This is a genomic window from Shinella sp. GW835-FHT14H05 (assembly GCF_058793575.1).
Genome location: NZ_JBXAFY010000018.1, coordinates 58,416 through 83,243 on the forward strand (window position 1 = coordinate 58,416; position 24,828 = coordinate 83,243).

The 24,828-nt window shown below is 66.1% G+C and carries 18 protein-coding genes and 1 other RNA gene; 7 read left to right on the forward strand and 12 right to left on the reverse strand.

The window, feature by feature from the left end:
• Nucleotides 1–187 precede the first annotated feature (187 nt).
• Nucleotides 188–1,816, forward strand: coding sequence for an MFS transporter (locus tag AC1Q6Z_RS30745; RefSeq protein WP_256117844.1), 1,629 nt, complete (start codon nucleotides 188–190; stop codon nucleotides 1,814–1,816).
• On the opposite strand, the gene AC1Q6Z_RS30750 is transcribed toward AC1Q6Z_RS30745, so the two are convergent.
• Entirely contained in the window at nucleotides 1,817–3,082 is a 1,266-nt protein-coding gene (locus tag AC1Q6Z_RS30750; protein ID WP_492650186.1) for a lytic murein transglycosylase, read from the reverse strand.
• Nucleotides 3,083–3,218: 136 nt separating this feature from the next.
• Nucleotides 3,219–3,824, reverse strand: coding sequence for a recombination mediator RecR (gene recR, locus AC1Q6Z_RS30755; protein WP_439629928.1), 606 nt, complete (start codon nucleotides 3,822–3,824; stop codon nucleotides 3,219–3,221).
• Between the two features lie 55 nt (nucleotides 3,825–3,879).
• Between recR and AC1Q6Z_RS30760 the strand changes: the two genes are divergently transcribed.
• Nucleotides 3,880–4,491 carry an MOSC domain-containing protein gene (locus tag AC1Q6Z_RS30760; RefSeq protein ID WP_492650201.1) on the forward strand — a complete coding sequence of 204 codons (612 nt, stop codon included), beginning with the start codon at nucleotides 3,880–3,882 and terminating at the stop codon, nucleotides 4,489–4,491.
• On the opposite strand, the gene AC1Q6Z_RS30765 is transcribed toward AC1Q6Z_RS30760, so the two are convergent.
• The 4 genes from AC1Q6Z_RS30765 to ffs all read right to left on the reverse strand — a co-directional run bounded on the left by AC1Q6Z_RS30765 (nucleotide 4,492) and on the right by ffs (nucleotide 7,526).
• Entirely contained in the window at nucleotides 4,492–5,103 is a 612-nt protein-coding gene (locus tag AC1Q6Z_RS30765; protein WP_492650187.1) for a LysE family translocator, read from the reverse strand.
• 34 nt (nucleotides 5,104–5,137) lie between these two features.
• Nucleotides 5,138–5,461, reverse strand: a complete 324-nt coding sequence (locus AC1Q6Z_RS30770) for a YbaB/EbfC family nucleoid-associated protein (protein ID WP_256117849.1) — start codon at nucleotides 5,459–5,461, stop codon at nucleotides 5,138–5,140.
• Nucleotides 5,462–5,486: 25 nt separating this feature from the next.
• A complete protein-coding gene (locus AC1Q6Z_RS30775; protein WP_492650188.1) occupies nucleotides 5,487–7,370 on the reverse strand; it encodes a DNA polymerase III subunit gamma/tau in 1,884 nt (627 codons plus the stop codon).
• A 59-nt stretch (nucleotides 7,371–7,429) separates the two neighbouring features.
• Nucleotides 7,430–7,526, reverse strand: an RNA gene (ffs, locus tag AC1Q6Z_RS30780) — signal recognition particle sRNA small type.
• Between the two features lie 154 nt (nucleotides 7,527–7,680).
• Between ffs and AC1Q6Z_RS30785 the strand changes: the two genes are divergently transcribed.
• Together AC1Q6Z_RS30785 and nudC are read left to right on the forward strand one after the other, a co-directional pair.
• Nucleotides 7,681–8,106 carry an HIT domain-containing protein gene (locus tag AC1Q6Z_RS30785; RefSeq protein ID WP_256117852.1) on the forward strand — a complete coding sequence of 142 codons (426 nt, stop codon included), beginning with the start codon at nucleotides 7,681–7,683 and terminating at the stop codon, nucleotides 8,104–8,106.
• A complete protein-coding gene (gene nudC / locus AC1Q6Z_RS30790; RefSeq protein ID WP_492650189.1) occupies nucleotides 8,103–9,077 on the forward strand; it encodes an NAD(+) diphosphatase in 975 nt (324 codons plus the stop codon). Before AC1Q6Z_RS30785 ends, nudC begins: the two co-directional genes overlap by 4 nt.
• Here nudC and AC1Q6Z_RS30795 read toward each other — a convergent pair.
• Together AC1Q6Z_RS30795 and AC1Q6Z_RS30800 are read right to left on the reverse strand one after the other, a co-directional pair.
• Complete coding sequence (locus AC1Q6Z_RS30795; protein WP_256117854.1) at nucleotides 9,074–9,925, reverse strand: prephenate dehydratase; 852 nt, start codon at nucleotides 9,923–9,925, stop codon at nucleotides 9,074–9,076. The genes nudC and AC1Q6Z_RS30795 overlap by 4 nt on opposite strands.
• An 11-nt stretch (nucleotides 9,926–9,936) precedes the next feature.
• A complete protein-coding gene (locus AC1Q6Z_RS30800; protein ID WP_439629922.1) occupies nucleotides 9,937–10,692 on the reverse strand; it encodes a 3-deoxy-manno-octulosonate cytidylyltransferase in 756 nt (251 codons plus the stop codon).
• Nucleotides 10,693–10,843: 151 nt separating this feature from the next.
• Between AC1Q6Z_RS30800 and AC1Q6Z_RS30805 the strand changes: the two genes are divergently transcribed.
• On the forward strand, nucleotides 10,844–11,584 hold the full coding sequence (locus AC1Q6Z_RS30805; protein WP_439629920.1) for a c-type cytochrome: 741 nt from the start codon (nucleotides 10,844–10,846) through the stop codon (nucleotides 11,582–11,584).
• Nucleotides 11,585–11,642: 58 nt separating this feature from the next.
• On the opposite strand, the gene AC1Q6Z_RS30810 is transcribed toward AC1Q6Z_RS30805, so the two are convergent.
• Nucleotides 11,643–12,587 (reverse strand): AEC family transporter, encoded by a 945-nt coding sequence (locus tag AC1Q6Z_RS30810; RefSeq protein WP_492650190.1) that lies wholly within the window; start codon nucleotides 12,585–12,587, stop codon nucleotides 11,643–11,645.
• 725 nt (nucleotides 12,588–13,312) lie between these two features.
• Here AC1Q6Z_RS30810 and AC1Q6Z_RS30815 point away from each other — a divergent pair.
• On the forward strand, nucleotides 13,313–18,763 hold the full coding sequence (locus tag AC1Q6Z_RS30815; protein ID WP_492650202.1) for an alpha-2-macroglobulin family protein: 5,451 nt from the start codon (nucleotides 13,313–13,315) through the stop codon (nucleotides 18,761–18,763).
• Nucleotides 18,764–18,775: 12 nt separating this feature from the next.
• Nucleotides 18,776–20,860 carry a penicillin-binding protein 1C gene (pbpC, locus tag AC1Q6Z_RS30820; protein ID WP_492650191.1) on the forward strand — a complete coding sequence of 695 codons (2,085 nt, stop codon included), beginning with the start codon at nucleotides 18,776–18,778 and terminating at the stop codon, nucleotides 20,858–20,860.
• A 263-nt stretch (nucleotides 20,861–21,123) separates the two neighbouring features.
• Here the strand turns inward: pbpC and AC1Q6Z_RS30825 are convergent, their stop codons facing one another.
• Genes AC1Q6Z_RS30825 through AC1Q6Z_RS30835 form a run of 3 tightly spaced genes read right to left on the reverse strand, consistent with a single transcriptional unit; the run spans nucleotide 21,124 to nucleotide 24,814 of the window.
• Nucleotides 21,124–21,924: a crotonase/enoyl-CoA hydratase family protein gene (locus AC1Q6Z_RS30825; RefSeq protein ID WP_492650192.1), complete on the reverse strand. Its 801-nt coding sequence runs from the start codon at nucleotides 21,922–21,924 to the stop codon at nucleotides 21,124–21,126.
• Nucleotides 21,925–21,956: 32 nt separating this feature from the next.
• Entirely contained in the window at nucleotides 21,957–22,832 is an 876-nt protein-coding gene (locus AC1Q6Z_RS30830; protein WP_492650193.1) for a hydroxymethylglutaryl-CoA lyase, read from the reverse strand.
• A complete protein-coding gene (locus AC1Q6Z_RS30835; protein ID WP_492650194.1) occupies nucleotides 22,829–24,814 on the reverse strand; it encodes an acetyl/propionyl/methylcrotonyl-CoA carboxylase subunit alpha in 1,986 nt (661 codons plus the stop codon). Before AC1Q6Z_RS30835 ends, AC1Q6Z_RS30830 begins: the two co-directional genes overlap by 4 nt.
• Nucleotides 24,815–24,828 lie beyond the last annotated feature (14 nt).

The following is a 24,828-nucleotide window of genomic DNA, read 5'->3' on the forward strand; positions in this document are numbered from 1 at the left end:
AAAAAGAGCGGGTCCTCGCGGGCCCACTCTTCATCTGACGATCAAGAATTTGAGGGTGATATAGACGCTCTCGCCCGCAATTGCAAGTTCGGCTTCCCAGGCCCGTTTTTCGCTCGGCTTCGACTTGCCGCATTCCCCTGATGGGCTAGATTGCTCGTAACGCTGCGTCGAGAATGAGTGCCTGCCCGTGCCAGACCGGACATCCCCCCTTGCCCCCTTCCGGAACGAAACCTTTCGGCTGATCTGGGCGGCAAGCCTGGTCTCCAACTTCGGCGGGCTCATCCAGGCCGTCGGCGCCGCGTGGATGATGGCCTCGATCTCGTCTTCCGCCAACATGGTGGCGCTGGTGCAGGCCTCGACCTCGCTGCCGATCATGCTGTTTTCCGTCGCCGCCGGCGCGCTCGCCGACAATTTCGACCGGCGCAAGCTGATGCTGACCGCCCAGTGTTTTATGCTGACGGTGGCGATCGCGCTGACGCTCTGTACCTGGTACGGCGTCATCACGCCCTGGCTGCTCCTCACCTTCACCTTCCTGCTCGGCTGCGGCACGGCGCTGAACAACCCGGCCTGGCAGGCCTCCGTCGGCGACATGGTTCCGCGCGAGGACCTGCCCGCCGCAGTCTCCCTCAACAGCATGGGTTTCAACCTCACTCGCAGCGTCGGCCCCGCCATCGGCGGCGCGATCGTCGCGGCGGCGGGCGCGGCAGCCGCCTTTGCGGCGAATGTGCTGAGTTACTTCGCCCTCCTCTTCGTACTCTTTCGCTGGAAACCGGCCATTCCGCCGCGCACGCTGCCGCGCGAGGATTTCATCCGCGCCATCTCGGCCGGCCTGCGCTATGTCTCGATGTCGCCGAACATCGGCAAGGTGCTCCTGCGCGGCTTCGCCTTCGGCCTCGCGACCAGCTCCATCCTCTCGCTGCTGCCGCTGATCGCGCGCGACCTCGTCTCCGGCGGGCCGCTGACCTACGGCGTGCTGCTCGGCTGTTTCGGGCTCGGTGCCATCGGCGGCGCCTTGATGAATGCGCGGCTGCGCGAGCGCTTCACCAGCGAGACCATCGCCCGCCTCGCCTTCACCGGCTTTGCCGTCAGCGCGAGCGTTTCCGCCATCAGCACTTCGGCGTTTTTGACCGGGGCCGTGCTGCTGATTGCCGGGGGCTCCTGGGTCATGGCTCTCTCGCTGTTCAACACGACCGTGCAGCTCTCGACGCCGCGCTGGGTGGTGGCGCGCGCGCTTTCGCTCTACCAGACGACAACCTTCGGCGGCATTGCGGCGGGAAGCTGGATCTGGGGCACGACGGCGGATACGCACGGGGCGCAGACAGCGCTTCTCGCCTCCGCCGTGGTGATGATCGCCGGTGCGGCGCTCGGCCTTCGTTTCGCGCTGCCGGAATTGCAGAGCCTCAATGTCGATCCGCTCAACCGCTTCAGCGAGCCGGACCTGCCGTTGGACCTGAAGCCGAGAAGCGGCCCGATCGTCATCCTGATCGACTACGAGATCGCCGAGGGCGACATTCCGGACTTCCTGGAGGCGATGACGGAGCGGCGGCGCATCCGCATTCGCGACGGCGCCGGACAATGGGCGCTGATGCGCGACCTCGAAAACCCGACCGTCTGGACCGAGACCTACCACGTACCGACCTGGGTGGAATATGTGCGCCACAACCAGCGCCGCACCCATGCGGATGCCGCCAATGGCGAGAAGCTGAACCAGCTGCACAGCGGCGCCGAGCCGCCCCGCGTCCACCGCATGATCGAGCGACAGACGATCATCCCGCACGAATACGAGCGGTTCAAGCAGCAGGTGGAGATCCACTAATCAGCGAAGTTTCGTCTTCAGCGAGGCATCCGGATAACAGGTCGGCGTAAGGCCGGCCTTTGCCTGCCAGTCGCCGAGCGAGCGGCGCGTCTTGTAGCCCGGCAGCCCATCGACCTTGCCGACGTCATAGCCCTTGGCGACCAGCGCCTTCTGCATGGCGAGCACATCCGAGCGCAGCATCTTGCCGACATCGCCCCATTCGCCGCGGAACGGGCCGCTGCCATAGGCGATGCGATCGGCGAGATTGCCGATGAAGAGGGCGTAGAGGTCGGAGTTGTTGTATTCCTTCAGCACATAGAAATTCGGCGTGACGATGAATTCCGGCCCATGCGTGCCGGCCGGAACCAGCATCATGCCGGAGGCCTTCGCCTCGCCGGAGGAAAAGCCCTTGCCGGAAACGCGCGTGATGCCGGTCGATGCCCAGGCCGAGATCGGCTTTTCAAGGTCCGGCCCCTCCTGCGCGCAGGAAACGCCGGCCGGAATCGTGACCTCGTAGCCCCAGCCACGGCCGGCCTGCCAGCCCTTCTTGGCCAAATAATTGGCGATCGACGCCAGGCTGTCCGGCACCGAGCCCCAGATGTCGCGCACGCCATCGCCATCGAAATCGACGGCATATTGCAGGAAGCTCGTCGGCATGAACTGCGGCTGGCCGAGCGCGCCGGCCCAGGAGCCCTTCAGCTGCGCCACCGTCCGATCGCCGCCATCGACGATATGCAGCGCTGCAATCAGCTCCTTGCGGAACATGTCCTTGCGCGTCGACATGAAGGCCTTCGTCGCGAGCACCTCGACTGCCGAATAGGGGATTTTCGCGCTGCCGAAGCCGGATTCGCGGCCCCAGATCGCGACGACGATCTCGCCCGGCACGCCAAAGCGCTGCTCGACCTTGCGCAGCGTCGCGGCATGGGTTTTCGCGAGGCTGCTTCCCCGCCCCGCCAGTCCCTGCAAGCGCTTCTCGGAGAAATAGGCGCCGGGCGAGGAAAATTCCGCCTGGCTCTGCGACTGTTCCTTCTTGGGCTTCGAGCCGGGCGGCACGAGATCGGGCAGGTCCCAATTGAGCGTCACGCCCTCCATCGCCGCGCGAAAGGTCTTCTCGCTGACGCCGGTTTTTTGCGCGGCCGGCCAGAGGTCCTTGTCGATCCAGGCCCGGAACATCTTTTCGACTTCGCCCTTGGAGGCGGCGTGGGCGGGAAGGGCAGCGGCGAAGAGCGCCAGTGCAAGTATGGGTGCGAAGCGGGCGCGAATACCCCCCTCTGCCCTGCCGGGCATCTCCCCCTCAAGGGGGGAGATCGAATCGTGGCACCGCCTTGCCCCCAGCCGATCTCCCCCCTTGAGGGGGAGATGCCCGGCAGGGCAGAGGGGGGTGAGCCGAAGGAGCCAACCTATCATAATCGAAACCCTTCCCTCAGATCGCCGTGCGGGCGCGCAAAGCGGCCGTCAATGTTCCTTCGTCGAGATAGTCGAGCTCGCCGCCGACCGGCACGCCGTGTGCGAGCCGCGTGATCTTCACGTCGAGGCCGGAGAGCTGGTCGGTGATATAATGGGCCGTCGTCTGGCCCTCGACGGTCGCGTTGACAGCGATGATGAGTTCGCGCACGCCGCCCTTTGCCACCCGGTCGACGAGGCCGCGGATGTTGAGGTCGTCGGGGCCGATGCCGTCGAGCGGCGAGAGCGTGCCGCCGAGCACATGGTAGGCGGCGTTCATCGCCGCGGCGCGCTCCAACGCCCAGAGGTCGGAGACGTCTTCGACGACAATGATGACCGTGTGGTCGCGGCGCACGTCCGTGCAGACGGTGCAGGGATCGCTGGTATCGACATTGCCGCAGCACGAGCAGATACGCACCTTGCGATGCGCCTCGCCCATTGCGTCGGCGAGCGGCCCCAAGAGCTGGTCCTTCTTCTTGACGAGATGCAGCGCCGCGCGGCGCGCCGAACGCGGCCCGAGGCCCGGCACTTTCGCCAGGAGCTGGATCAGTTTTTCGATTTCGGGGCCGGTGACTCGTTTTGCCATTGCCGGTATCTAGCCCATATCCAGGGGAAACGGAATCTCGGGAGTTCGACGCGTGATCAAAATCCTCGCCGTGTGCACGGGCGTCGCCCGCCCGGTCCCTGGCAAAAGCTACAAGACCGGCATTTTCAAGACGCCCACCGATGCGGCTATCATGGTGGACCGTGAAGGCCTGCTCGGCGATGCGATCTGCAACAAAAAGCACCATGGCGGGCCGGAACAGGCGGTCTACGGCCTCGGCTCGATCGACCTCGACTGGTGGTCGAAGGAACTCGGCCGGACGATCGAGCCCGGAACCTTCGGCGAAAACCTCGTCATCGAGGGCGTCGATAGCCGTGCGGTCTCCGTCGGCGACCGGTTCGAGACGGAGAGCGTGCTGATGGAGGTGACCTCCACGCGCATTCCCTGCAACACGCTGACCGCGCGCATGGGCGATCCGGGTTTTGCCAAGCGCTTCATGCAGGCCGGCCGGCCGGGTTTTTATTGCCGCGTGCTGCGCGACGGGGTGGTCCAGGCGGGCGACGCGGTGACCTATACGCCATTTGACGGCGAGCCGGTCTCGATGCCGGAACTGTTGCGCACCTATGGCAGGAACCTGCCGGAGAATGACCGGCTGCGCTATCTCGCGGCCCCCATCAACGACAAGCTGCGGGCCGCGCTGACCGGCTGATCAACGCGCGGCAATCGCCGCCGCCGCCCCCGCCATGGTGCCGGCGCTGACACGGTTGGCGATGCGCACGGCGCGCGGGCTTTTCAGGAACAGGCGCGCACGGGAAGCGAGGAAGACCCAGGCAAGGTCGATCGCCACCAGCACGACGAACATCGTCACGACCAGTTCCACCCAGCCGACCAGCGTGACGGCGCCGAGATCGATGATCGCCGGCAGGAGGGCCACGTAGAACATCATGATCTTGGGATTGCCGAGCGTCACCGTCAGCCCGGCGAAGAACAGTTTCAGGCCGGAACGCGCTTCGGGAAGTGCCGCTTCGTCCGCATCGGTCGGGGCGAACCACATCTTCCAGGCGAGGTAGAGCAGGTAGGCGACGCCAAACCATTTGATGGCGACGAAGGCGGCGTGGAAGGTTTCGGCAATCGCGGCAAGACCGAGCACGGCGCAGGTGAGCCAGATGCCCTCGCCGACCCACATGGCGGCGAGGAAGGGCAGCACGTCCCTGGCGCCGCGCGACAGAACACGGGCGACCAGCGCCGCGATGCTCGGACCGGGCGAGCCCGCCGCCATCATCAGCGCGCCGGCAAAGACAAGCAGAGTCATCAGGCTCATCGAAATCCTCCTCGAAAAACCCGACCTTATAGAATCAGAACGGCAGTTTGAAGCCGGGCGGGATCGGCAGGCCGGCGGTCAGCGCCTTGGTCTTTTCGGCGGTCAGCGCCTCGGCCTTGTCCTTGGCGTCCTTGTGGGCGGCGACGATCAGGTCTTCGAGGATCTCGACGTCGTCTTCCTTGAACAGCGACGGATCGACCTTCAGGCCCTTGAGGTTGCCCTTGCCGTCGAGCGTGACCGAGACGAGGCCGCCGCCGGAGGTGCCGGCGACTTCGAGCGCCGCGATCTCCTCCTGCATCTTCTCCATCTTGGCCTGCATTTCCTTGACCTTGCCCATCATGCCCATGATGTCGCGCATCGGTCTCTCCTCTTTTTATTGACTGTCAGGTTTCGATATCGTCGCCGGGCAGGATGTCGCCCTCGGCGGATTCCGCGACGGCCGCGACCTCGGTGGTCTCCGGCTCGTCTTCCGTTTCCTGCACCTTGATGCGCACGTCGGTGATCTTGGCGCCCGGAAAGCGCTGCAGGATCGCCGCCACGTCCGGGTCCTGGCGCGCATCGGCGACGCGCGCCTCCTGCGCCTGGGATTCGGCTTCCGACAGGGTCGGGCCGCCGGCCTCGCGCGACAGAATCACCATCCAGCGCGCGCCGGTCCATTCCTGCAAGCGGTTCTGGAGGTCGGGCACGAGCGATTTCGGCGCATCATTGGCAAGACTGATTTCCAGCCGTCCGGCCTCCACGCTGACCGGACGCACGAAGGCGCGCACAAGCGCGCGCAGCCGGATGTCGCGGTTCTTGGTGCAGAGATCGGCGACGTCCGAGAGCGACTTGACCGGCACCAGCGGCACCGCCGCCGGCTGCTCGGCCGGCACGGGCTCGATGCGGCCGACCGGTTCGGGCGCGGGATCGGCCTGCGGCACGGGGCGTAGCATGGTCACGGTCGCGCCGCCCGACTGGGCGCGCTGGGCCGGGGCGTCCGGCTGCCGTGACATGGCCGAAACGGCGGCGGCCTGCGACGTCGGCTGGCCACCGTTGCCGCTATAACCGGCGGATTGCGGCGCGCGGGCGCCATCGCTGCCGGAAAACTCGGCGAGGCGGCGGGCGGCGTCTTCCGGCGAGGGCAGGTTTGCGGCATGCGCCAAGCGGATGATGACCATTTCGGCGGCACCGGCCGGGCGGCTGGAGGATTCCGTTTCCGGAATGCCCTTCAGCAGCATCTGCCACATGCGCGACAGCGCGGTGACCGCGATGGAATTGGCGAATTCGACGCCGCGCACGCGCTCGATCTCGCTCAGCGACTGGTCGCCGGTAGCGTCGGGCACATATTTCATGCGGGTGACGAGATGGGTGAAATCGGCAAGGTCCGTCAGCACGACGGGCGGGCTGGCGCCGGCCTCGTATTGCGCGGCGAACTCGGCAAGGGCCGAAGCCGCGTCGCCCTTCACGATATGCTCGAAGAGATCGACGATGCGGGCGCGGTCGGCAAGGCCGAGCATGGAGCGCACGGCATCCACCTCCACACGCCCGCCGCCATGCGCGATCGCTTGGTCGAGCAGCGACAGGCCGTCGCGGGCGGAGCCTTCGGCGGCACGCGCGATCATGGCGAGCGCATCGGCCTCGGCCTCGACGCCTTCCTTGCCGAGAATGGTGGTGAAGAGGCCGACGAGATCGGAGGCATCGATGCGGCGCAGGTCGAAGCGCTGGCAGCGCGACAGCACCGTGATCGGCACCTTGCGGATCTCCGTCGTCGCAAAGATGAACTTGACGTGCTCCGGCGGCTCCTCGAGCGTCTTCAACAGGCCGTTGAAGGCCTGCGTGGAGAGCATGTGCACTTCGTCGATGATGTAGACTTTATAACGCGCCGAAACCGGGCGGTAGCGCACCTGCTCGATGATCTCGCGGATGTCATCGATGCCGGTATGGGAGGCGGCGTCCATCTCGATCACGTCGACATGGCGGCCTTCCATGATGGCCTGGCAATGTTCGCCGGGCACACGAAGGTCGATCGTCGGGCGGTCGATCTCGGGGGTCTTGTAATTCAGCGCGCGGGCGAGGATGCGGGCGGTCGTCGTCTTGCCGACGCCGCGAACGCCCGTCAGCATATAGGCCTGCGCGATGCGCCCGGTCTCGAACGCATTGGTCAGCGTGCGGACCATCGGTTCTTGGCCGACCATCAGGTCGGAGAAATCCTTGGGGCGGTATTTTCGCGCGAGTACCCGGTAGGCGGCGGGCTTTTCGCTGGACGGATTTTTGATGTCGTCGCTCATCGACCCTGCCGTTATTCAAATGTCTGTCCCGACAGGACGGCCAGAAGCAGGACGGTAAGGTGGGAGGCTGGCACGATGACCCGTGCCGGGCTCGTTGGGGCTGCTTCCTTCCGGACCTGACCCGGTTGGCGAGTGGCTCGTCCACCACCAACCTCCCGTCCCCCATATCGGCAATATTCCAACCGAATGCAAGCGCGAGCGACAAAAAACTATTGGGGGAATTTCGATGCCATGGCATGACTCTCTTCCATGATCGCAATTCCGGACGCAAAACCGCAGCGCCCTTTTGCTGGAGTTGCTCATAACAAGCATGCCGGAGGCCCCCGTGAGCGAATTTCGACCCGATGAACGGCTGGCGCGCGACAGCGATCTCCTGACGAAGATCGGCCTGTGCGAACTGCGCCTGATGAAGGATGGCCGCTGGCCCTGGCTGGTGCTGGTGCCGCAGCGCCCGGATGTCAGCGAGATTTTCGACCTGACGCCGCTCGACCAGACCATGCTCGCCTTCGAGACGACGCTGGTCGCCGAAGCGCTGAAGGCCGCGACGGGGGCGACGAAGATCAATACCGGCGCACTCGGCAATATCGTGCGCCAGCTTCACGTCCATGTCATCGCGCGCAGCGAAGGTGACCCGAACTGGCCCGGCCCCGTCTGGGGCTACGGCGCCGCCGAACCCCGCTCGGCCGACGACACCAAGGCCTTTGCAGCCAAGATCCTGGACGCGCTCTCGCCATGAAGCCATCGCTTTTCGATCTCTACCGCCCGCATCCCGAACCGAGCACCATGGTCGCCTTTGCGGAAAACAGCCTCGACCGCCAGTCGGAGCACCGCGCGCCGGATTGCCTGGAGCAGGCCTTCAAGGCCGCGACCGTGCATGCCTTTGCGCTGGCCGGCGGCAAGCTCGTCGTCAAGCATGACGAGAAGATCATCGACCCGCTGTTTGCGCCCTACGAGCTTGCCGAACTCGACCCGATCCCGGAGGAATCCATCCTTCTCGGCTACCTGAAGAACGGCGAGCCGCGGCTGGCGATCCCCGTCAGGGCCGATCCGGATACCTTGCAGGAGCCGCTGAAGGCCACGGACGGGCGCACGCTCTATCGCCAGCAGATGCTCGACGACGACCTGCTCGGCCAGTTCGCGCAGGCCTCCAGCCTGATGACCTGGAACGGCAATAACCGCTTCTGCGGCAAGTGCGGCTCGCCGACGCGCTCGGAGATCGGCGGCTATCGCCGGGTCTGCGAGGCGTGCAGCCACACGATCTTCCCGCGCACCGACCCGGTCGCGATCATGCTGGTCATCGATATCGAACGCGACCTGTGTCTCCTCGGCCGCTCGCCGCACTTTCCGGAAGGCATGTATTCGTGCCTGGCCGGTTTCCTTGAACCCGGCGAGACGATCGAGCACACGGTGCGCCGCGAGACCTTCGAGGAATCCGGCATCAAGGTCGGCCGCGTGCGCTACCACGCCTCGCAGCCCTGGCCGATGCCGCATTCCCTGATGATCGGCTGCTACGGCGAGGCGATCTCCTTCGAGATCCACCGCGACGACAAGGAACTGGAAGACTGCCGCTGGTTCACCCGCGAGGAGACGGCGGCGATGATCGAGCGCAGCGCCTCCTCGGGCGTCGCCCCCGGCTCCACCACCCCGCCGCCGAAGGGGGCCATCGCGCACCGGCTGATGCGCGACTGGCTGGACTGGAAAGGTTAGAAAGCACTCCGCATGGGATGCGCCCGGTAGGTGCCGAGGATGCGGACCTTTTCGGAAAAGAAGCGCAGTTCTTCCAGCGCCTGGCGGACATGCGGCTCGTCCGGATGGCCTTCGATATCGGCATAGAACTGCGTGGCGATGAACTTGCCGCCAATCTGGTAGCTTTCGAGCTTCGTCATGTTGATGCCGTTGGTGGCGAAGCCGCCGAGCGCCTTGTAGAGGGCGGCCGGGATGTTGCGCACATTGAAGACGAAGGTGGTGACGACGATGTCGTCGCCGCTCTGCTCCGCCTTCTTCTCATCGCGCGACAGCACGACGAAACGCGTCATGTTGCTTTCGGTGTCCTCGACGTTTTCCTGAAGGATCGACAGGCCGTAGAGATCGGCGGCAAGGCGCGGGGCAAGGGCCGCCATGGAGCGGTCGCCGGTTTCCGCCACCAGCTTGGCAGCACCCGCCGTGTCACCGGCGATCACCGGTTTCCAGCCGTTGAGGCGAACGATCTTGCGGCACTGGCCCAGCGCATGGATATGGCTGTGCACCGTGCGGATCTCGTCCTTCGTCACACCCGGCAGCACCATGAGCTGGAAGCGGATCGGCATGAAATATTCGCCGACGATGTGCAGGCGCGATTCCGGCAGGAGATGGTGGATATCGGCAACACGGCCGGCGATCGTGTTCTCGATCGGGATCATGCCGAGATCGGCATCGCCGTTCTCCACGGCGAGAAAAGCATCCTCGAAGGTCTGGCAGGGCAGCGGCTCCATGTTGGGGAACATGTCGCGGCTCGCCATGTCCGAATTGGCGCCGAACTCGCCCTGGAAGGCGATCTTGTTGGTCTTCATGATCATGACGGTTCGCCTCAGACTGGGTTGGCCGCGAGGATGGCGCGGGCTTTTTCGAGGTCGGCCGGGGTATCGACGCCAAGCGGCACGGTGTCGACGATCTCGGCATCGATGCGCATGCCGGCTTCGAGCGCCCGAAGCTGCTCCAGCGATTCGCGCTTTTCAAGCGTCGAGGGTTTCAGCGCGACGAAGGCTTCCAGCGCCTTGCGGCGGTACGCATAGAGGCCGATATGGTGGTAGAGCGGCCCCTTGCCATGCGGCGCGGTCGCGCGCGTGAAATAGAGGGCGCGCAGGCGGCTGTCGCTGAGCGGCGAGCCGACGATCTTCACGACGTTCGGATTGGTCTTCTCTTCCTCGTCGCTAATCTCGGTCGTCAGCGTGGCGATGTCGGTCGAGGCGTTTTCCAGCGGGCGGAGGGCGGCGCGGATCGTTTCCGGGTCGATCGTCGGCAGATCGCCCTGCACGTTGATGATGAATTCGGCACGGCCCTCCGGGTCGCTCTTGGTCAGCGCCTCGTAGATGCGGTCGGAGCCGGACTGGTGATCGACCCGGGTCATCACCGCCTCGAAGCCCGCTGCCACGACAGCGTCAAAAATGTCCGTATGATCGACGGCCACGACGACACGACCGACATCGGCCGCGGCGGCACGGCGGGCCACCTGGACGATCATCGGCAGGCCGGCAATATCGGCCAGCGGCTTGCCCGGAAGCCGCGTCGAGGCCATGCGCGCCGGAATGAGGACGAGGGTCGTGTCAAAATTGGCGGGTTTCATCTCAGGCCCTTCAAAACCCCCGGGAAAAGTGTCAAAACGTCTCAGTGCGGGGGCTACAATCACTGTTGCAACGAAGCAGCAAAAGACATAGGTTCCGCGCGATTTCAAGACTGGCCGGCGCATGTCCGCTGGTTCCTAGGGGAGCGTTTGGATGAACTCTTATGTGAACATGGGCGTGGGTGCCCTATTGGGCACCGTCTTCGTACTGATGTCCGTGTCGATCGCTTCTGAAGGCATTTTCCACTCGGCGCACCCCGAGAAGGAAGGTTTTGCCATCGTGGCCGAGGAGACCGGCGGCGAGGAAGCGGGCGGCGACGCCCCCGCAGCTGTTCCGATCGCGACCCTGCTCGCCACCGCCGATGCCGGCGCCGGCGAAACCGTCTTCAAGAAATGTGCGAGCTGTCACACCCCAGAGAAGGGCGGACCGAACAAGGTCGGACCCGGTCTCTGGGACATCGTGAACCGCCCGATCGCCTCGCATGAAGGCTTCAGCTATTCCGCCGGCATGACGACCTTCTCCGAAGGCCACAAGGTCGTGTGGGACTACGACCACCTGAACTTCTTCCTCGAAGCACCGAAGAAGCACGTTCCGGGCACCGCCATGGGCTTTGCCGGTCTCAAGAAGAACGATGAGCGCGCCAACCTGATCGCCTACCTGCGTACACTTTCCGACAGCCCGGCCGCCCTGCCGACCGCGTCGAACGAAGGCGCTGCCGCAACGACCGAGGGTGCGACCACAACCGAAGGTGCCGCTCCCGCCGATGGCGCGGCGACGACCACCGAGGGCGCAGCCCCGGCGGATGGCGGCGCGGCCACCACGACGACGACCGAAGGGACGGCACCGGCCGAAGGCACGACCACCGAAGGCACCACGGAAAAGCCGGCTCAATAAAAGCGGCCCGCATCCGAGACGACAAAACCCGGCCTTCGCGCCGGGTTTTTTGTTGCCTTCAGGTGAGCAGCCAGGCCCAGAAGGAGACGGTGAAGACGCCGAGCGCCGTCGTCATGGTGATCGTCGAGGAGGCGAGCGCGTGGCCGACGCCGAAATGGTTGGCGAGCAGCCAGGCATTGACGCCGGTCGGCACCGAGGAGGTCAGCACCATGGCGGCCGTCCATTCCGGGCTGAGGCCGAGCAGCCGGCAGGCGACATAGACGCAGCCCGGCAGAAGAATAAGTTTGAGGCTGGTCATGGCCAGCGCGATGCCGGCATTGCCGCCGACCTTGTACTTGTTGAGCGCCATGCCGATCGAGACGAGGGCCGCGGGTGCCGCCGTCGCCGCCAGTTGGTCGACCACCACCTTGATTGGCCCGGCAAGCGGCACGCCGCCCACATGGAACAGCGCGCCGGCTGCAAGTCCGATGACCAGCGGATTGCGCACCAGGCTCTTGCCGATGCCGAGCAGCAGGGCGCCGAAACGCTGCGGCTCACGCGTGCCGCTCTTGCGCTCCGCACGCTCCATCAGCACGGTGCCGGCGATCATCATGACCGGCAGGTGCACGGAGAGCAGCACGGAGATCGCCACCAGCCCGTCCTCACCCACGATGCGCGAGACGAGCGGCAGGCCGATGAAGACCGTATTGGCGAAGGCGGAGGAGACGCCGGCGAGCACGCCAATCCGCCGGTCGCGCTTGAAGCCAAGCGTCGCCACCAGATGGGCGATCGTCCAGGTGACGGCGACGCTGGCGAAATAGGCGAGCCAGATGCGCAGCGGCGATTCGCCGGCAAAATCCGCCTCGGCGATGGTGCGAAACAGCAGCACCGGAACCGCCACGCGGAAGACGAATTCGCCGAGCCCTTCGCCCAGCTCCTCCCGCAGATAGCGAGTGCGCACGAGCACCCAGCCGATCAGGATCAGCGCGAAGATGGGCAGGACATTGAGGGCGACGTCCGACATGAAACCGTCCGGAAAACAGGGAATGAGAGACGACGGACAGCCGCCTTGGAGCAATTCCAGCAAAACTGCGTAGCGATTTTGCGTCCGGAATTGCGTAAAAACAACAAGATAGAGCATTTTCGCGTTTCGGAGAAAAGTGGAAATGCTCTCAAGGCGTCATGGGTAGGCCAAACGTCAGGGAGGGTCCAGCACGAAGCCGGCGCGAGGGCGCGCCGGAAATGAAAAAAGCGAGGGTTATCCCCCCGCTTCCTCATCCCGACCTGGCCGGGGAAGTGCTTCGCGCGGTGCCAGTACATCCGTGGTCACTGCTGTGCGAAACACGACTTTCGTGTCTGACGAGGTTCTACCGAGCCGCTATTACAGCGGTATGACAGAGGAATGCCCGTCGATGAAAACAAGTCTGCGCGCATATGGTTAACAAAAGGTTAACGCGCCGAAGGGCAAAATTTTCGCATTTCCGGCGATTGAACGGCGGAGCTGAAACGTCTTCCCCCTGGTTCCATGCGCCACCCCCTTCCGGCCTTCCCGACGCGCCCCTGTCTTTCGATTGACAAGCCGATCCCGGGTCTGGACAGTGGCGGCGGCAACGAGACGGGCAGCGTTAGAGCATTTCCGCTTTTCTTCGAATCGCGAGAAACGCCCTAACGCTTGGTTTTTACGCAATTCCGGACGCAAAACCGCGTTTTGCACCTTTGCTGGAATTGCTTGAGGAGGACTTGATGTCTATGCGCGCATTCTTCGGTTTCTCGGCACTTCTTCTTATGGCCGTGGCCTCCCCTCCCCTTCCCGCCAGCGCCCAGGAGACGCGCACCGTCGTGACGACGGAAAACCGCGATTATTTCGGCTTTGATCTGCGCACTGTGCAGGATGTGACGCTGGACCAGTGCAAGGCAGACTGCGTCGACGACCTCTCCTGCCGCGCCTTCACCTACAATCCCAAGGTGAAATGGTGCTTCCTGAAGAGCGACTTCAACCAGCTCAACCCCTTCCAGGGCGCGATTGCCGGCAAGATCGTCAAGGCCGACACGGCTGCAGACATCGGCGCGCCGGCCGCCCTGCCGTTCATTACCGAATATATGATGAGCGACGCCCGCTCCTTCCGCAACGGCCTGTCGCTTGCCGCCGACCAGCAGGGCCAGGGTGCCGAAAGCCTCGCCTCGCTCGGCCGCATCGAGACGGCATCCGGCCGGTTCGACTATGCGCTGACCGCTTTCAGGGGTGCCCTCTCGCTCGCGCCGGACGACTACTATCTCTGGATGGAGACGGCCGAGTCGATGGCGCGCGCCTTCAACAACAGCTATCTCGCAAGCCAGGGCGCGCTCGCCGCCATCAACGCCTATGAGCTCTCGCGCACGACAGAGACCCGCGCCAGGGCGCTCGCCGTGCTTGCCGACACGCTCGACAAGTCGAGCAACTACCGCGCCGGCATCAACGCCTACAAGGCGAGCCTGGACCTGAAGGACGACGTCGCGGTGCGCTCGGCCTATCTGGGGCTTCGCGCCCGCCAGGGTTTCCGCATCGTCAACCACACGATCGATTCGGATAGCGCGACGCCGCGCGCCTGCGTCGAGTTCTCCGAGCCGCTCGTCAAGTCGGGTGCCGACTACGCCTCCTTCGTCACGCTGGATGGCGCCGCACCCAAGGCCGTGGAAGCCAAGGATCGGCAGATCTGCGTCGAGGGCCTGACCCATGGCCAGCGCTACAAGATCGCCTTCCGCCCCGGCCTTCCGTCGGCCGTCGACGAGCCGCTGGCATCCATGGTCGATCTCGACATCTACGTGCAGGACCGCACCGCCATGGTGCGCTTCACCGGCGACAGCTTCGTGCTGCCGGGCAGCGCGCGCCGGGGCATCCCGATCGTCTCGGTCAACACGGACAGCGCCGACCTGAAGCTCTACCGCGTCGGCGACCGCGCCATCGCCTCGCTGCTCGCTGACAGCCAGTTCCTGACGCAGCTCGACGGCTATTCGGCCGAGCGCATCGAAAGCCAGAGCGGCCAGCTCGTCTGGCAGGGCAAGATCGACATCTCGCCGGAGCTTAACAAGGACGTCGTGACCAGCTTCCCGGTCGACGAGGCGCTGCCGGAGCGCAAGCCCGGCGTCTACGTGCTGACCGCCGCCGCCTCGAACGGCCGCACCAACGAATGGGAAGCGAAGGCCACCCAGTGGTTCGTCGTCTCCGACGTCGGCCTCACCACCTATGCCGGCACGGACGGCCTCAACGTCTTCGCCCGCTCGCTCGACAGCGCAGCGCCGATCGACGGCGTCGAACTCCAGCTGATCGCCAAGAACAACGAGGTGCTCGGCACCGCGACGACCGATGCCGACGGCCGCGCGACCTTCACCGCCGGCCTGATGCGCGGCACCGCCGCCATGACGCCCGCCGTGATCCTCGCGAAAAAGGGCGATTCCGACTTCGTCTTCCTCGACATGACGCGCGCCGGCTTCGACCTCTCCGACCGCGGCGTCACCGGCCGCCCGGCGCCGGGCGCCATCGACGTGCTCGCCTGGACCGAACGCGGCATCTACCGCGCCGGCGAGACGGTGCATGCGACGGCCCTTGCCCGCGACATCGAGGCGAATGCCGTCGAAAAACTGCCGCTCACCTTCGTCTTCAACCGGCCGGACGGCGTGGAAGACCGCCGCATCGTCAGCGATGGCGCCGCCCTCGGCGGCCATGCCGTGGACCTGCCGTTGCAGGCAAACAGCATGCGCGGCACCTGGACCATGCAGGTCTATACCGATCCCAAGGGCACGGCGATCGGCGAAAAGCAGTTCCTCGTCGACGATTTCGTGCCGGATCGCATCGAATTCGACATGACGAGCGAGGCCAAGGCCATCGAGACCGGCGTTCCGGCGCAGGTATCCGTGGAAGGCCGCTATCTCTACGGCGCGCCCGGTGCGGGCCTTGAGATCGAGGGCGATGTCACGCTGAAGCCGACGCGCGCGGACACCGCTTATCCCGATTATGTCTTTGGTCTGGCGGATGAAGAGGCGATCGAGGCCAGCAGCACGGCGCTGGAAGGCCTCGACGTGCTCGACGACGACGGCAAGGCGACCTTCGACGTCAATGTCACCGACCTACCCGCGACGACGCAACGCCTCGAAGCGCTCGTGACGCTGCGCATGACGGAAGCCGGCGGGCGCGCCGTCGAGCGTTCGCTCACCCTGCCGGTCAAGGCGACCGGCCCGATGATCGGCGTCAAGCCTGAGTTCAAGGACGAGCTTACGGAAAACAGCGTCGCGAATTTCAACGTCATCGCTGTTGGTGCCGATGGTGCCAAGCAGGCGATGCAGGGCATGCCTTGGAAGCTTCTCGCCGTCGAGCGGAACTACCAATGGTATCGCGACGGCAGCTCGTGGCGGTATGAGCCGGTGCTTTCGACCAAGCAGCTGGCCAACGGCACTGTCGATGCCACGGCGGATGGCGGCCAGATCTCGGTTCCCGTCACCTGGGGCCGCTACCGCCTGGAAGTGGAAAGCGCCGAGCCGGACGGCCCGGCCACCAGCATCGAGTTCGATGCCGGCTGGTACGTCGCCGCCACCTCGACGGAAACGCCGGACGCACTGGAAATCTCGCTCGACAAGGAAAACTATGCGGTCGGCGACACGGCGAAGCTGAAGATCTCGCCACGCCATGCCGGCCAGGTTCTCATCACCATCGGCGCCGAAAGCCTGATCGCCACCCAGACTGCCGCGATCGGCGCCGAGGGCGGCGAGGTGAACATCCCGATCACCAAGGAATGGGGTCCCGGCTCCTACGTCACCGCGACGCTGTTCCGTCCCGGTGCGGACCGTGAAAGCCGCATGCCGATGCGCGCGATCGGCATCACCTGGCTGAAGGTCGACCCCGCCGAGCGCAAGCTTAACGTCGCACTCGACGTGCCGGAAAAGACGCTGCCGCGCCAGGCGCTCGACATCTCGCTCCAGGTCGCCGGTGCCGGCGCCAACGAGGACGCCTATGTCACGGTTGCCGCCGTCGACGTCGGCATCCTCAACCTCACCCGCTATGAAGCGCCCGATCCGGCCGGCTGGTACTTCGGCCAGCGCCGCCTTGGCATGGAAATCCGCGACCTCTACGGCCGCCTGATCGACGGCTCGCTCGGTGCTACCGGGCGGCTTCGCACCGGCGGCGACGGCGGCGAAGGCGCCCTCCAGGGCAACCCGCCGACCGAAAAGCTCGTCGCCTTCTTCTCCGGTCCCGTGAAGCTCGATGCGGAAGGCAAGGCCAAGGTCAGCTTCGACATTCCGCAGTTCAACGGCACAGCCCGCCTCATGGCCGTCGCTTGGACGAAGACCGGTGTCGGCAGCGCCACGAAGGATGTCATCATCCGCGACCCGGTCGTCGTGACCGCCAGCCTGCCGAAGTTCCTCTCCCCCGGGGACCGCGCAGACCTGAGGCTCGACATCGCCAACACGGATGCGCCTGCCGGCGACTACACGGTCGAGATCACGCACAATGCGTCGGTGATGGTCGAGCAGACCGGCACCGGCCAGACGCTGCGGCTCGAACCCGGCGCAAAGTCCGCGCTCACCCTGCCGCTGATCGGCGGCGAGGTCGGCGATGGCGTCGTCACCGTAAAACTCTCGAACGGTGCGGGCATGTCGCTCGAACAGGCGCTCAACATTCCGGTGCGCCCGGCCGCCATGCCGATCACCACGCGCCGGCCGATCGAGATCGCCGCGAATGGCAGCCTGACGATCGACGACCAGCTGCTGGCCGACAGCCAGCTTGCCGGCGCGTCCGTCAGCCTCAGCGTCTCGCGCGCAGCCGCCTTCGACATCCCGGCGCTGCTGATGGCGCTCGACCGCTACCCCTATGGCTGCGCCGAGCAGACGACGAGCCGGGCGCTGCCGCTGCTCTATCTCAGCGAACTCTCCAAGCAATCCGGCCTGCCGGAGGACACGGAGACGCAGAAGCGCGTGCAGGACGCCATCTACCGCGTGCTCGCCTATCAATCCTCGTCGGGCAGCTTCGGCCTCTGGGGTCCGGGTTATGGGGATCTCTGGCTCGACTCCTTCGTCACCGACTTCCTGACCCGCGCGCGCGAACAGAAGTTCGACGTGCCGGAGCAGGCCATGCTGCAGGCGCTTTCCAACCTGCAGAACGCCATCTCCTACGACGTGAATGTCACCAACCAGGGCAACGAGATCGCCTATGCGCTCTACGTGCTTGCCCGCAACCGCAAGGCCGCGATCAGCGACCTGCGCTACTATGCCGACACGAAGCTCTCGGAGTTCTCCTCGCCGCTGTCGCGCGCGCATCTCGCCGCGGCTCTCGGCCTCTATGGCGATGCCCAGCGCTCGATGACGATCTTCTCGAATGCGCTCGGCCTCTCGCGCGACAGCATCCTGAACGCCAGCCTCTCGCGCAACGACTACGGTTCGTCGCTGCGTGACGGGGCCGCCGTCCTGGCGCTCGCCGCCGAAGCCCGGCCGGTGCCGGATATCATTCCGCAGCTCACGAAGATCGTCGCCAAGCAATGGGAAGAAAAGCGCTGGACCAGCACGCAGGAACAGACCTGGATGCTGCTTGCCGCCCGCTCCGTGAAGGACGCCGACAAGGACCTGAAGCTTGAGATCAACGGCGTTGCCCGCGATGGCGGCTATGCCGCGCAGATGACCGGCAAGGCCCTGCTTGAAAACCCGCTGACGGTCGCCAACCGCACCGGCGAGCCGGTCTCGGCCGTGCTCACCACCGTCGCGGCCCCGGTCGATCCGCTGCCGGCCGGCGGCGACGGTTTCGCCATCGAGCGCACCTACTACACGCTCGACGGCGAGGAGGCGAACGTCACAGAAGCGACGCAGAACGAACGCTACGTCGTGGTGCTGAAGGTGACGGAGAGCAACGACTGGCCGTCGCGCATCATCATCACGGACCTACTGCCCGCCGGCTTCGAGATCGACAATCCGAGCCTCGTCGACAGCGCGAAACTGGCGAATTTCGACTGGGTCGGCGAAGTGGAGCCGGCGCATACCGAGTTCCGCTACGACCGCTTCGTGGCTGCCTTCAACCGCAGCGGGGGCGATACCCGCGAGGTGACGCTTGCCTATGTCGTGCGCGCCGTCACCCCCGGTACCTACGACCATCCGGCCGCGCAGGTGGAGGACATGTACCGTCCGCAATACTCCGCCCGCACGGCGACCGGCCGCATGCAGGTCGTCAAGGCCGAGTAAGAGGACCGGTCCATGGCGCTCTGGCGCAAGCTCGTTATCGGCTCCCTTGGCGGGGCGGCGTCCATCGCCGCCCTCGCCTTCGGCCTCGACTATGCGGACAAGGCCTATCCGCCGCCGATCTCGGTCGCCGGCACCGTGTCCAAGGAAGTGCTCGACCGCGACGGCCGGCTGCTGCGCGCCTTCGCCACGCCGGACGGGCTCTGGCGGCTGAAAACCACGGCGGCCGATGTTGATCCGCAATTCCTGCGCATGCTCGTCGCCTATGAGGACCGGCGCTTCCACGAGCACGCCGGCATCGACCCGCTGGCGCTGCTGCGCGCCGCCGGGCAATTCGTCACCAATGGCCGCATCGTCTCGGGCGCCTCGACGCTCTCCATGCAGGTCGCCCGCCTGATCGAGCCGCGCGAAAACCGCTCGATGCTGGCGAAACTGCGCCAGATGGCCCGCGCCATCCAGCTCGAACGGCGGCTCACCAAGGCGGAAATCCTCGATCTCTACCTGACCCTCGCCCCCTACGGCGGCAACCTGGAAGGGATTCGCGCGGCCAGCCTCGCCTGGTTCGGCAAGGAGCCGAAGCGGCTTTCGGTGGCCGAGGCCGCCCTCCTCGTCGCCCTACCGCAGCTTCCGGAAAAACGCCGGCCGGACCGGCACCGGGCGGTGGCGGAAAAGGCCCGCGAACGCGTGCTGAACCGCATGGCGGTCTCCGAGATCGTCGGCGAAGGCGAGGCCGAACGCGCTTCCGCCGAGGCCGTGCCGGATCGCCGCCGCCAGCTCCCCTCCTATGCCGCCCATCTTTCGGAAATGGCGCTACGCAAAGACCCGAAGGCGACCGAACACAGGACGACGCTCGACCGCACCGTGCAGGACGGGCTTGAAACAGTAGCCCGCGAGGCCGCCGAACGGCTCGGCGCGAAAATCTCGATCGCCATGGTGATGGCGGACGCCCGTACCGGCGAGATTCTCGGCGAGGTCGGCTCGGCGGATTATTTCGACGGCAGCCGCGCCGGCTGGATCGACATGACGCGCATCCGCCGCTCGCCCGGTTCCGCGCTGAAACCCTTCATCTATGGACTTGCCTTCGAGGAAGGCCTGGTGGCGCAGGAGACGATCGTCGAAGATCGACCGTCCGACTTTTCCGGCTACCGTCCGCGCAATTTCGACATGACCTATCAAGGCGATGTCAGCGTGCGCAAGGCGCTGCAACTGTCGCTGAACGTCCCTGCCGTGCGCCTCTTGGAAGCCGTCGGCCCGACGCGGCTGATGGTGCGCTTCCGCCGTGCCGAGGTGCATGCGGAACTGCCGCCGGGCGAAACGCCGGGGCTCGCGATCGGCCTTGGCGGCGTCGGCGTCACGCTGCGCGAACTCACCCAGCTCTATGCGGCGCTCGCCAATCGCGGCATGCCGGTGCGGCTCGGCGACGGCATTTCGCGCAATGCGTCGCAGATCGAGGGCGAACCGCTGCTCGACCCCGTCGCCGCCTGGCAGGTCTCCGACGTGCTGTCCGGCGTCACCCCGCCGACCGGCAGCCGCCGCCTCGGCATCGCCTACAAGACCGGCACGAGCTACGGCTACCGCGACGCCTGGTCCGTCGGCTACGACGGCCGCCATGTGCTCGGCGTCTGGGTCGGCCGTGCCGATAACGGCGCCGTGCCCGGCCTGACCGGCTATGGCGCCGCCGCCCCCATCCTCTTCGAGGCCTTTTCGCGCTCCGGCGTCACCATCACCGCGCTGCCGCGCGCGCCGTCCGGCGCCGTGCGCATCGCGCAGGCCGAACTGCCCGCCAGCCTGCGCCGCTTCTCTACCACCACGGGCGGCCTCGTCGCGACCGTGGCGCGCGAGCCGGCGCCGGAAATCATCTACCCGCCGGAAGGCGCCCATGTGGAACTCGGCGCCACCACGAGCTCGGATATCTCACCACTCGTGCTGAAGCTGCAAGGCGGCCGCGCACCCTTCCGCTGGCTCGCCAACGGCAAGGTATTGCCGGATGCCTCCCGCCGACGCACGACGCAGTGGATGCCGGAAGGTGCCGGATTTTCGACGCTGACGGTGATCGATGCCGTCGGGCGTGCGGCGAGCGTGCGGGTGTTTATCGAGTAGCAAAGCCTGCCCGCAAACTCCTGGGACAGGATGACGACATTGCCGCGCTCCCCTTCTCCCCCGCGGGGAGAAGGTGGCCCGAAGGGTCGGATGAGGGGGTGGCGCGACGGTGCCCGTAGCTTTGTGCCTGCGGCATCCCCCTCATCCCGCTGCCGCGACCTTCTCCCCGCGGGGGAGAAGGGGATCAATTGCAATGGTTTCATTCCATAGGCGACTGACCCGCCTTCGAGGAAACGGGGTCGATGACGTCCGTTCGGCCCGAATTATTTGACAGAATCCATCGGCACCCAACCCGGCTTGCGCTTCTCCAGAAACGCCGCGATCCCCTCCGCCGCTTCCGGCGTTTCCCAGGTATCGGCAAGCCGCGTCAGCGTCATCTCGATGACCTTCTCGTCGATCGGCGGAGCCAGCGCATGCGCCAGCGCCTTGGTGGCCGCAACCGCCTCGGGGGACGCCGCGAAATAGGGCGTGATCTCCGCCTCGATCGCCCCGTCCAACTCAGTCTCCGCTACGACGCCGCTGACGAGGCCGATGCCCCGTGCGGTCGGCGCGTCGAACAGGCGGGCGGAGGTGGCAAAGCGCAGAAGCGCCGCGGGGCCGATGCGGGCGGCAACATAGGGGCTGATCGTTGCGGGGATGAGGCCGAGGCGGGTTTCCGTCAGGCCGAAGCGGGCGCCTTCCACGGCGATCGCGGCGTCGCAGACGCTGATCAGGCCGACGCCGCCGCCATAGGCCTGGCCGTTGACGCGGGCGATCAAGGGTTTCGGCAGGTCGCGCAGCGCCTTCAGCATCAAGGCGAGCCGGCGCGCTTCGGCGATGCGCGCCTCGCGGGTGGCGGCCATCTGCTCCTTCATCCAGTTGAGATCGCCGCCCGCGCAAAAACTCTCGCCCTCGCCCGTCAGCACGACGACGCGCACCGCCTTGTCCTCGCCGAGCAGGCTCGCGACAGCGGTCAGTTCGCGGATCATCAGGCCGGAGAGCGCATTGTGCTGCGCGTGGCGGCGAAGCGTTAGCGATGCCACGCCGCGCCGATCGACAGATACGGAAATCGTTTCGAAATGCATGACCACACCTCCTCTGCGCAGCGCGCAAATCGCTAGGCACTTTTCCTGGCATCGGTCTTGCCGGTGATCTGCCGGGCAAAGGCCGCGGCCACCGCCAATTTCTCCCGGTCGAGCCCCGTCTCGTATCCCTCGGCCGCTAGCATGTCGGCAACGGCGAGCGTGTCCACATTGCCGCGCGCACCCGGCGCATAGGGGCAGCCGCCGAGCCCGCCGACCGAGGCATCGAAGACGGTGAGCCCATGATCGAGCGCCACGCGGATATTGTCGAGCGCCAGCCCGTTCGTATCGTGGAAATGGCCGGCGAGATTTTCCGGGAAGGCGACGGCGAGCACGACATCCAGCATGGCCGCGACCTCCGCCGGCTTGGCGCGGCCGATCGTATCGCCAAGGCTCACCTCATGGCAGCCGAGGCGCAGGAGTTGCCCTGTCACCCGCGCCACCGCGCAAGGCTCGACCGGACCATCATAGGGGCATTGCACGACGCAGCTCACATAGCCGCGCAGCGGAAAGCCGTCCGCCTTTGCTGCTTCGGCGACCGGCCGGGCGCGCTCGATGCTTTCGGCAATCGAGCAGTTGAGATTGGCGCGGGAAAAGCCTTCGGAGGCCGAGAGGAAGACGGCGACTTCATCGACGCCGGCGGCCTTCGCCGCCTCGTAGCCCTTCATGTTGGGCACCAGCGCCGCATAGGAAAGGCCGGGCCGACGCGCGATGCCCGCCATCACCTTGGCGCCATCGGCAAGCTGCGGCACCCATTTGGGGCTCACGAAACTCGTCGCCTCGATGCGCCGGAAACCGCAATCCGACAGGAGGTCGATCAGCGCGATCTTGTCCGTAGACGGGATGATCGCCTTCTCGTTCTGCAACCCGTCGCGGGCCGCCATCTCGACGATTTCGATGCGCCGGCTCATGCGGCCTCCTCGGGCTCCAGCGAGATGAGAAGCGCGCCTTCCGCCACCTGATCGCCGACCGCGACCGGCACCGTCGCCACCACGCCATCGCGGGGTGCTGCCAGCACCAGCTCCATCTTCATCGCCTCCATGGTGACGAGCGCATCACCCTTGGCGACGCGCGCACCCGGCTCCGCCGAGACGATGCGCACCAGGCCCGGCATGGGCGCCGAGAGCCGATCCCCGCCGGCGGCCGCCTCGCCATGATGGCCGGCCTCTTCGGCGATTGCGAAGGTGTGGGCGTGGCCGGCGAAGAAGACGAGGATATTGGCTCCCTCGCGATACACCGTTGCAGACAGAACGCGGTCGTCGAACGCTGCGCGGACGAAACGTTCATCGGTCGACTGCACGGCGATATCGGTGGTGATGCCGTTGTGTTCGATATGGAAGCGGTTCGTTTCGCGCGCTGTCACGCGCAGCCCATGTTCCGCATCGCCGTGATCGAGGAAAACTGTCTGCGCCGCCTCGCCCCACAGCCGGAAACTGCGCAGATGTGCCCATGGATCGGGATCGGCCGGGGCTTCGAGGAAGCCGAGCGCCGATAGGGCGGCCAGCGCAAAAGCCTCCTCGGAGGCGTCGGGTTCGTTGAGCAGGCTTTCGCCCGCGCGTCCGATCAGGCCCGTATCGACGTCGCCCGCCGCAAAGGCCGGCAGGCGGCAGAGGCGGGCGAGGAAACCGGCATTGGTCGTGACCCCGCCGACGCGGCAGGTTTCGAGCGCCGTTTCCAGCTTTGCCAACGCCTCCGCGCGGGTGCGGCCGTGCACGATCACCTTGGCGATCATCGGGTCGTAATAGGGCGTGATCAGGTCGCCGGCACGCACGCCGGAATCGGTGCGGGCGTCCTGCGGCAGGTCAAAGACGGAGAGGCGGCCGGTCGCGGGCAGGAAATCGCGCGCCGGGTTTTCCGCGTAGAGCCGCGCCTCGAAGGCCCAGCCGTTAATCGAAAGCTCCTCCTGCCGTTTCGCCAACGGTCCGCCAGCGGCGACGTGGAGCTGCCATTCGACGAGGTCGAGGCCGGTGATCGCCTCCGTCACGGGATGCTCGACCTGGAGGCGCGTGTTCATTTCCATGAAGTAGAAGCGGTCCTGCCGGAGCCCCTCGGAGACGTCGGCGATGAACTCGACGGTGCCGGCGCCGCTATAGCCGATCGCTGCGGCTGCTCGCACCGCAGCCTGCCCCATCGCCGCGCGCATTTCCGCCGTCATGCCGGGGGCCGGGGCCTCCTCGATCACCTTCTGGTGCCGGCGCTGGAGGGAGCAGTCGCGCTCGAAAAGGTGCACGACATTGCCGTGTTTATCGCCGAAAACCTGCACCTCGATGTGGCGGGGTTTCGTCATGTATTTTTCGACGAGCACGCGGCCGTCGCCGAAGGCGCTTTCGCCCTCGCGCCGGGCGCTTTCCAGCGCGGCGGCAAAATCGGCGGGGCGCTCGACACGCCGCATGCCCTTGCCGCCGCCGCCGGCGCGCGCCTTGATGAGCACCGGATAGCCCATGGCCTCGGCCTCGCCGGCAAGGAAGGCGGCGTCCTGCCGCTCGCCATGGTAGCCGGGCACGACGGGCACGCCCGCCTTTTCCATCAGCGCCTTGGCCGCATCCTTGAGGCCCATGGCGCGGATGGCGCTCGCCGAAGGACCGATGAAGACGAGGCCGGCCGCCTCCACCGCCTCGACGAAATCCGGGTTTTCCGACAGGAACCCGTAGCCGGGATGCACGGCTTCGGCGCCGCTCGCCTTGGCCGCCTCGATGATCGCCGGAATGTTCAGGTAGCTTTTTGCCGCCTCCGCCGGGCCGATGCGGATCGCCTCGTCGGCCATCGCGACATGCAGCGCATCGCGGTCGGCATCGGAAAAGACGGCGACCGTCGAAACGCCCACCTGCCGGGCGGTGCGGATGACGCGGCAGGCGATTTCGCCGCGGTTGGCGATGAGGATTTTTCTGAACATCCCAGATCCGGCTT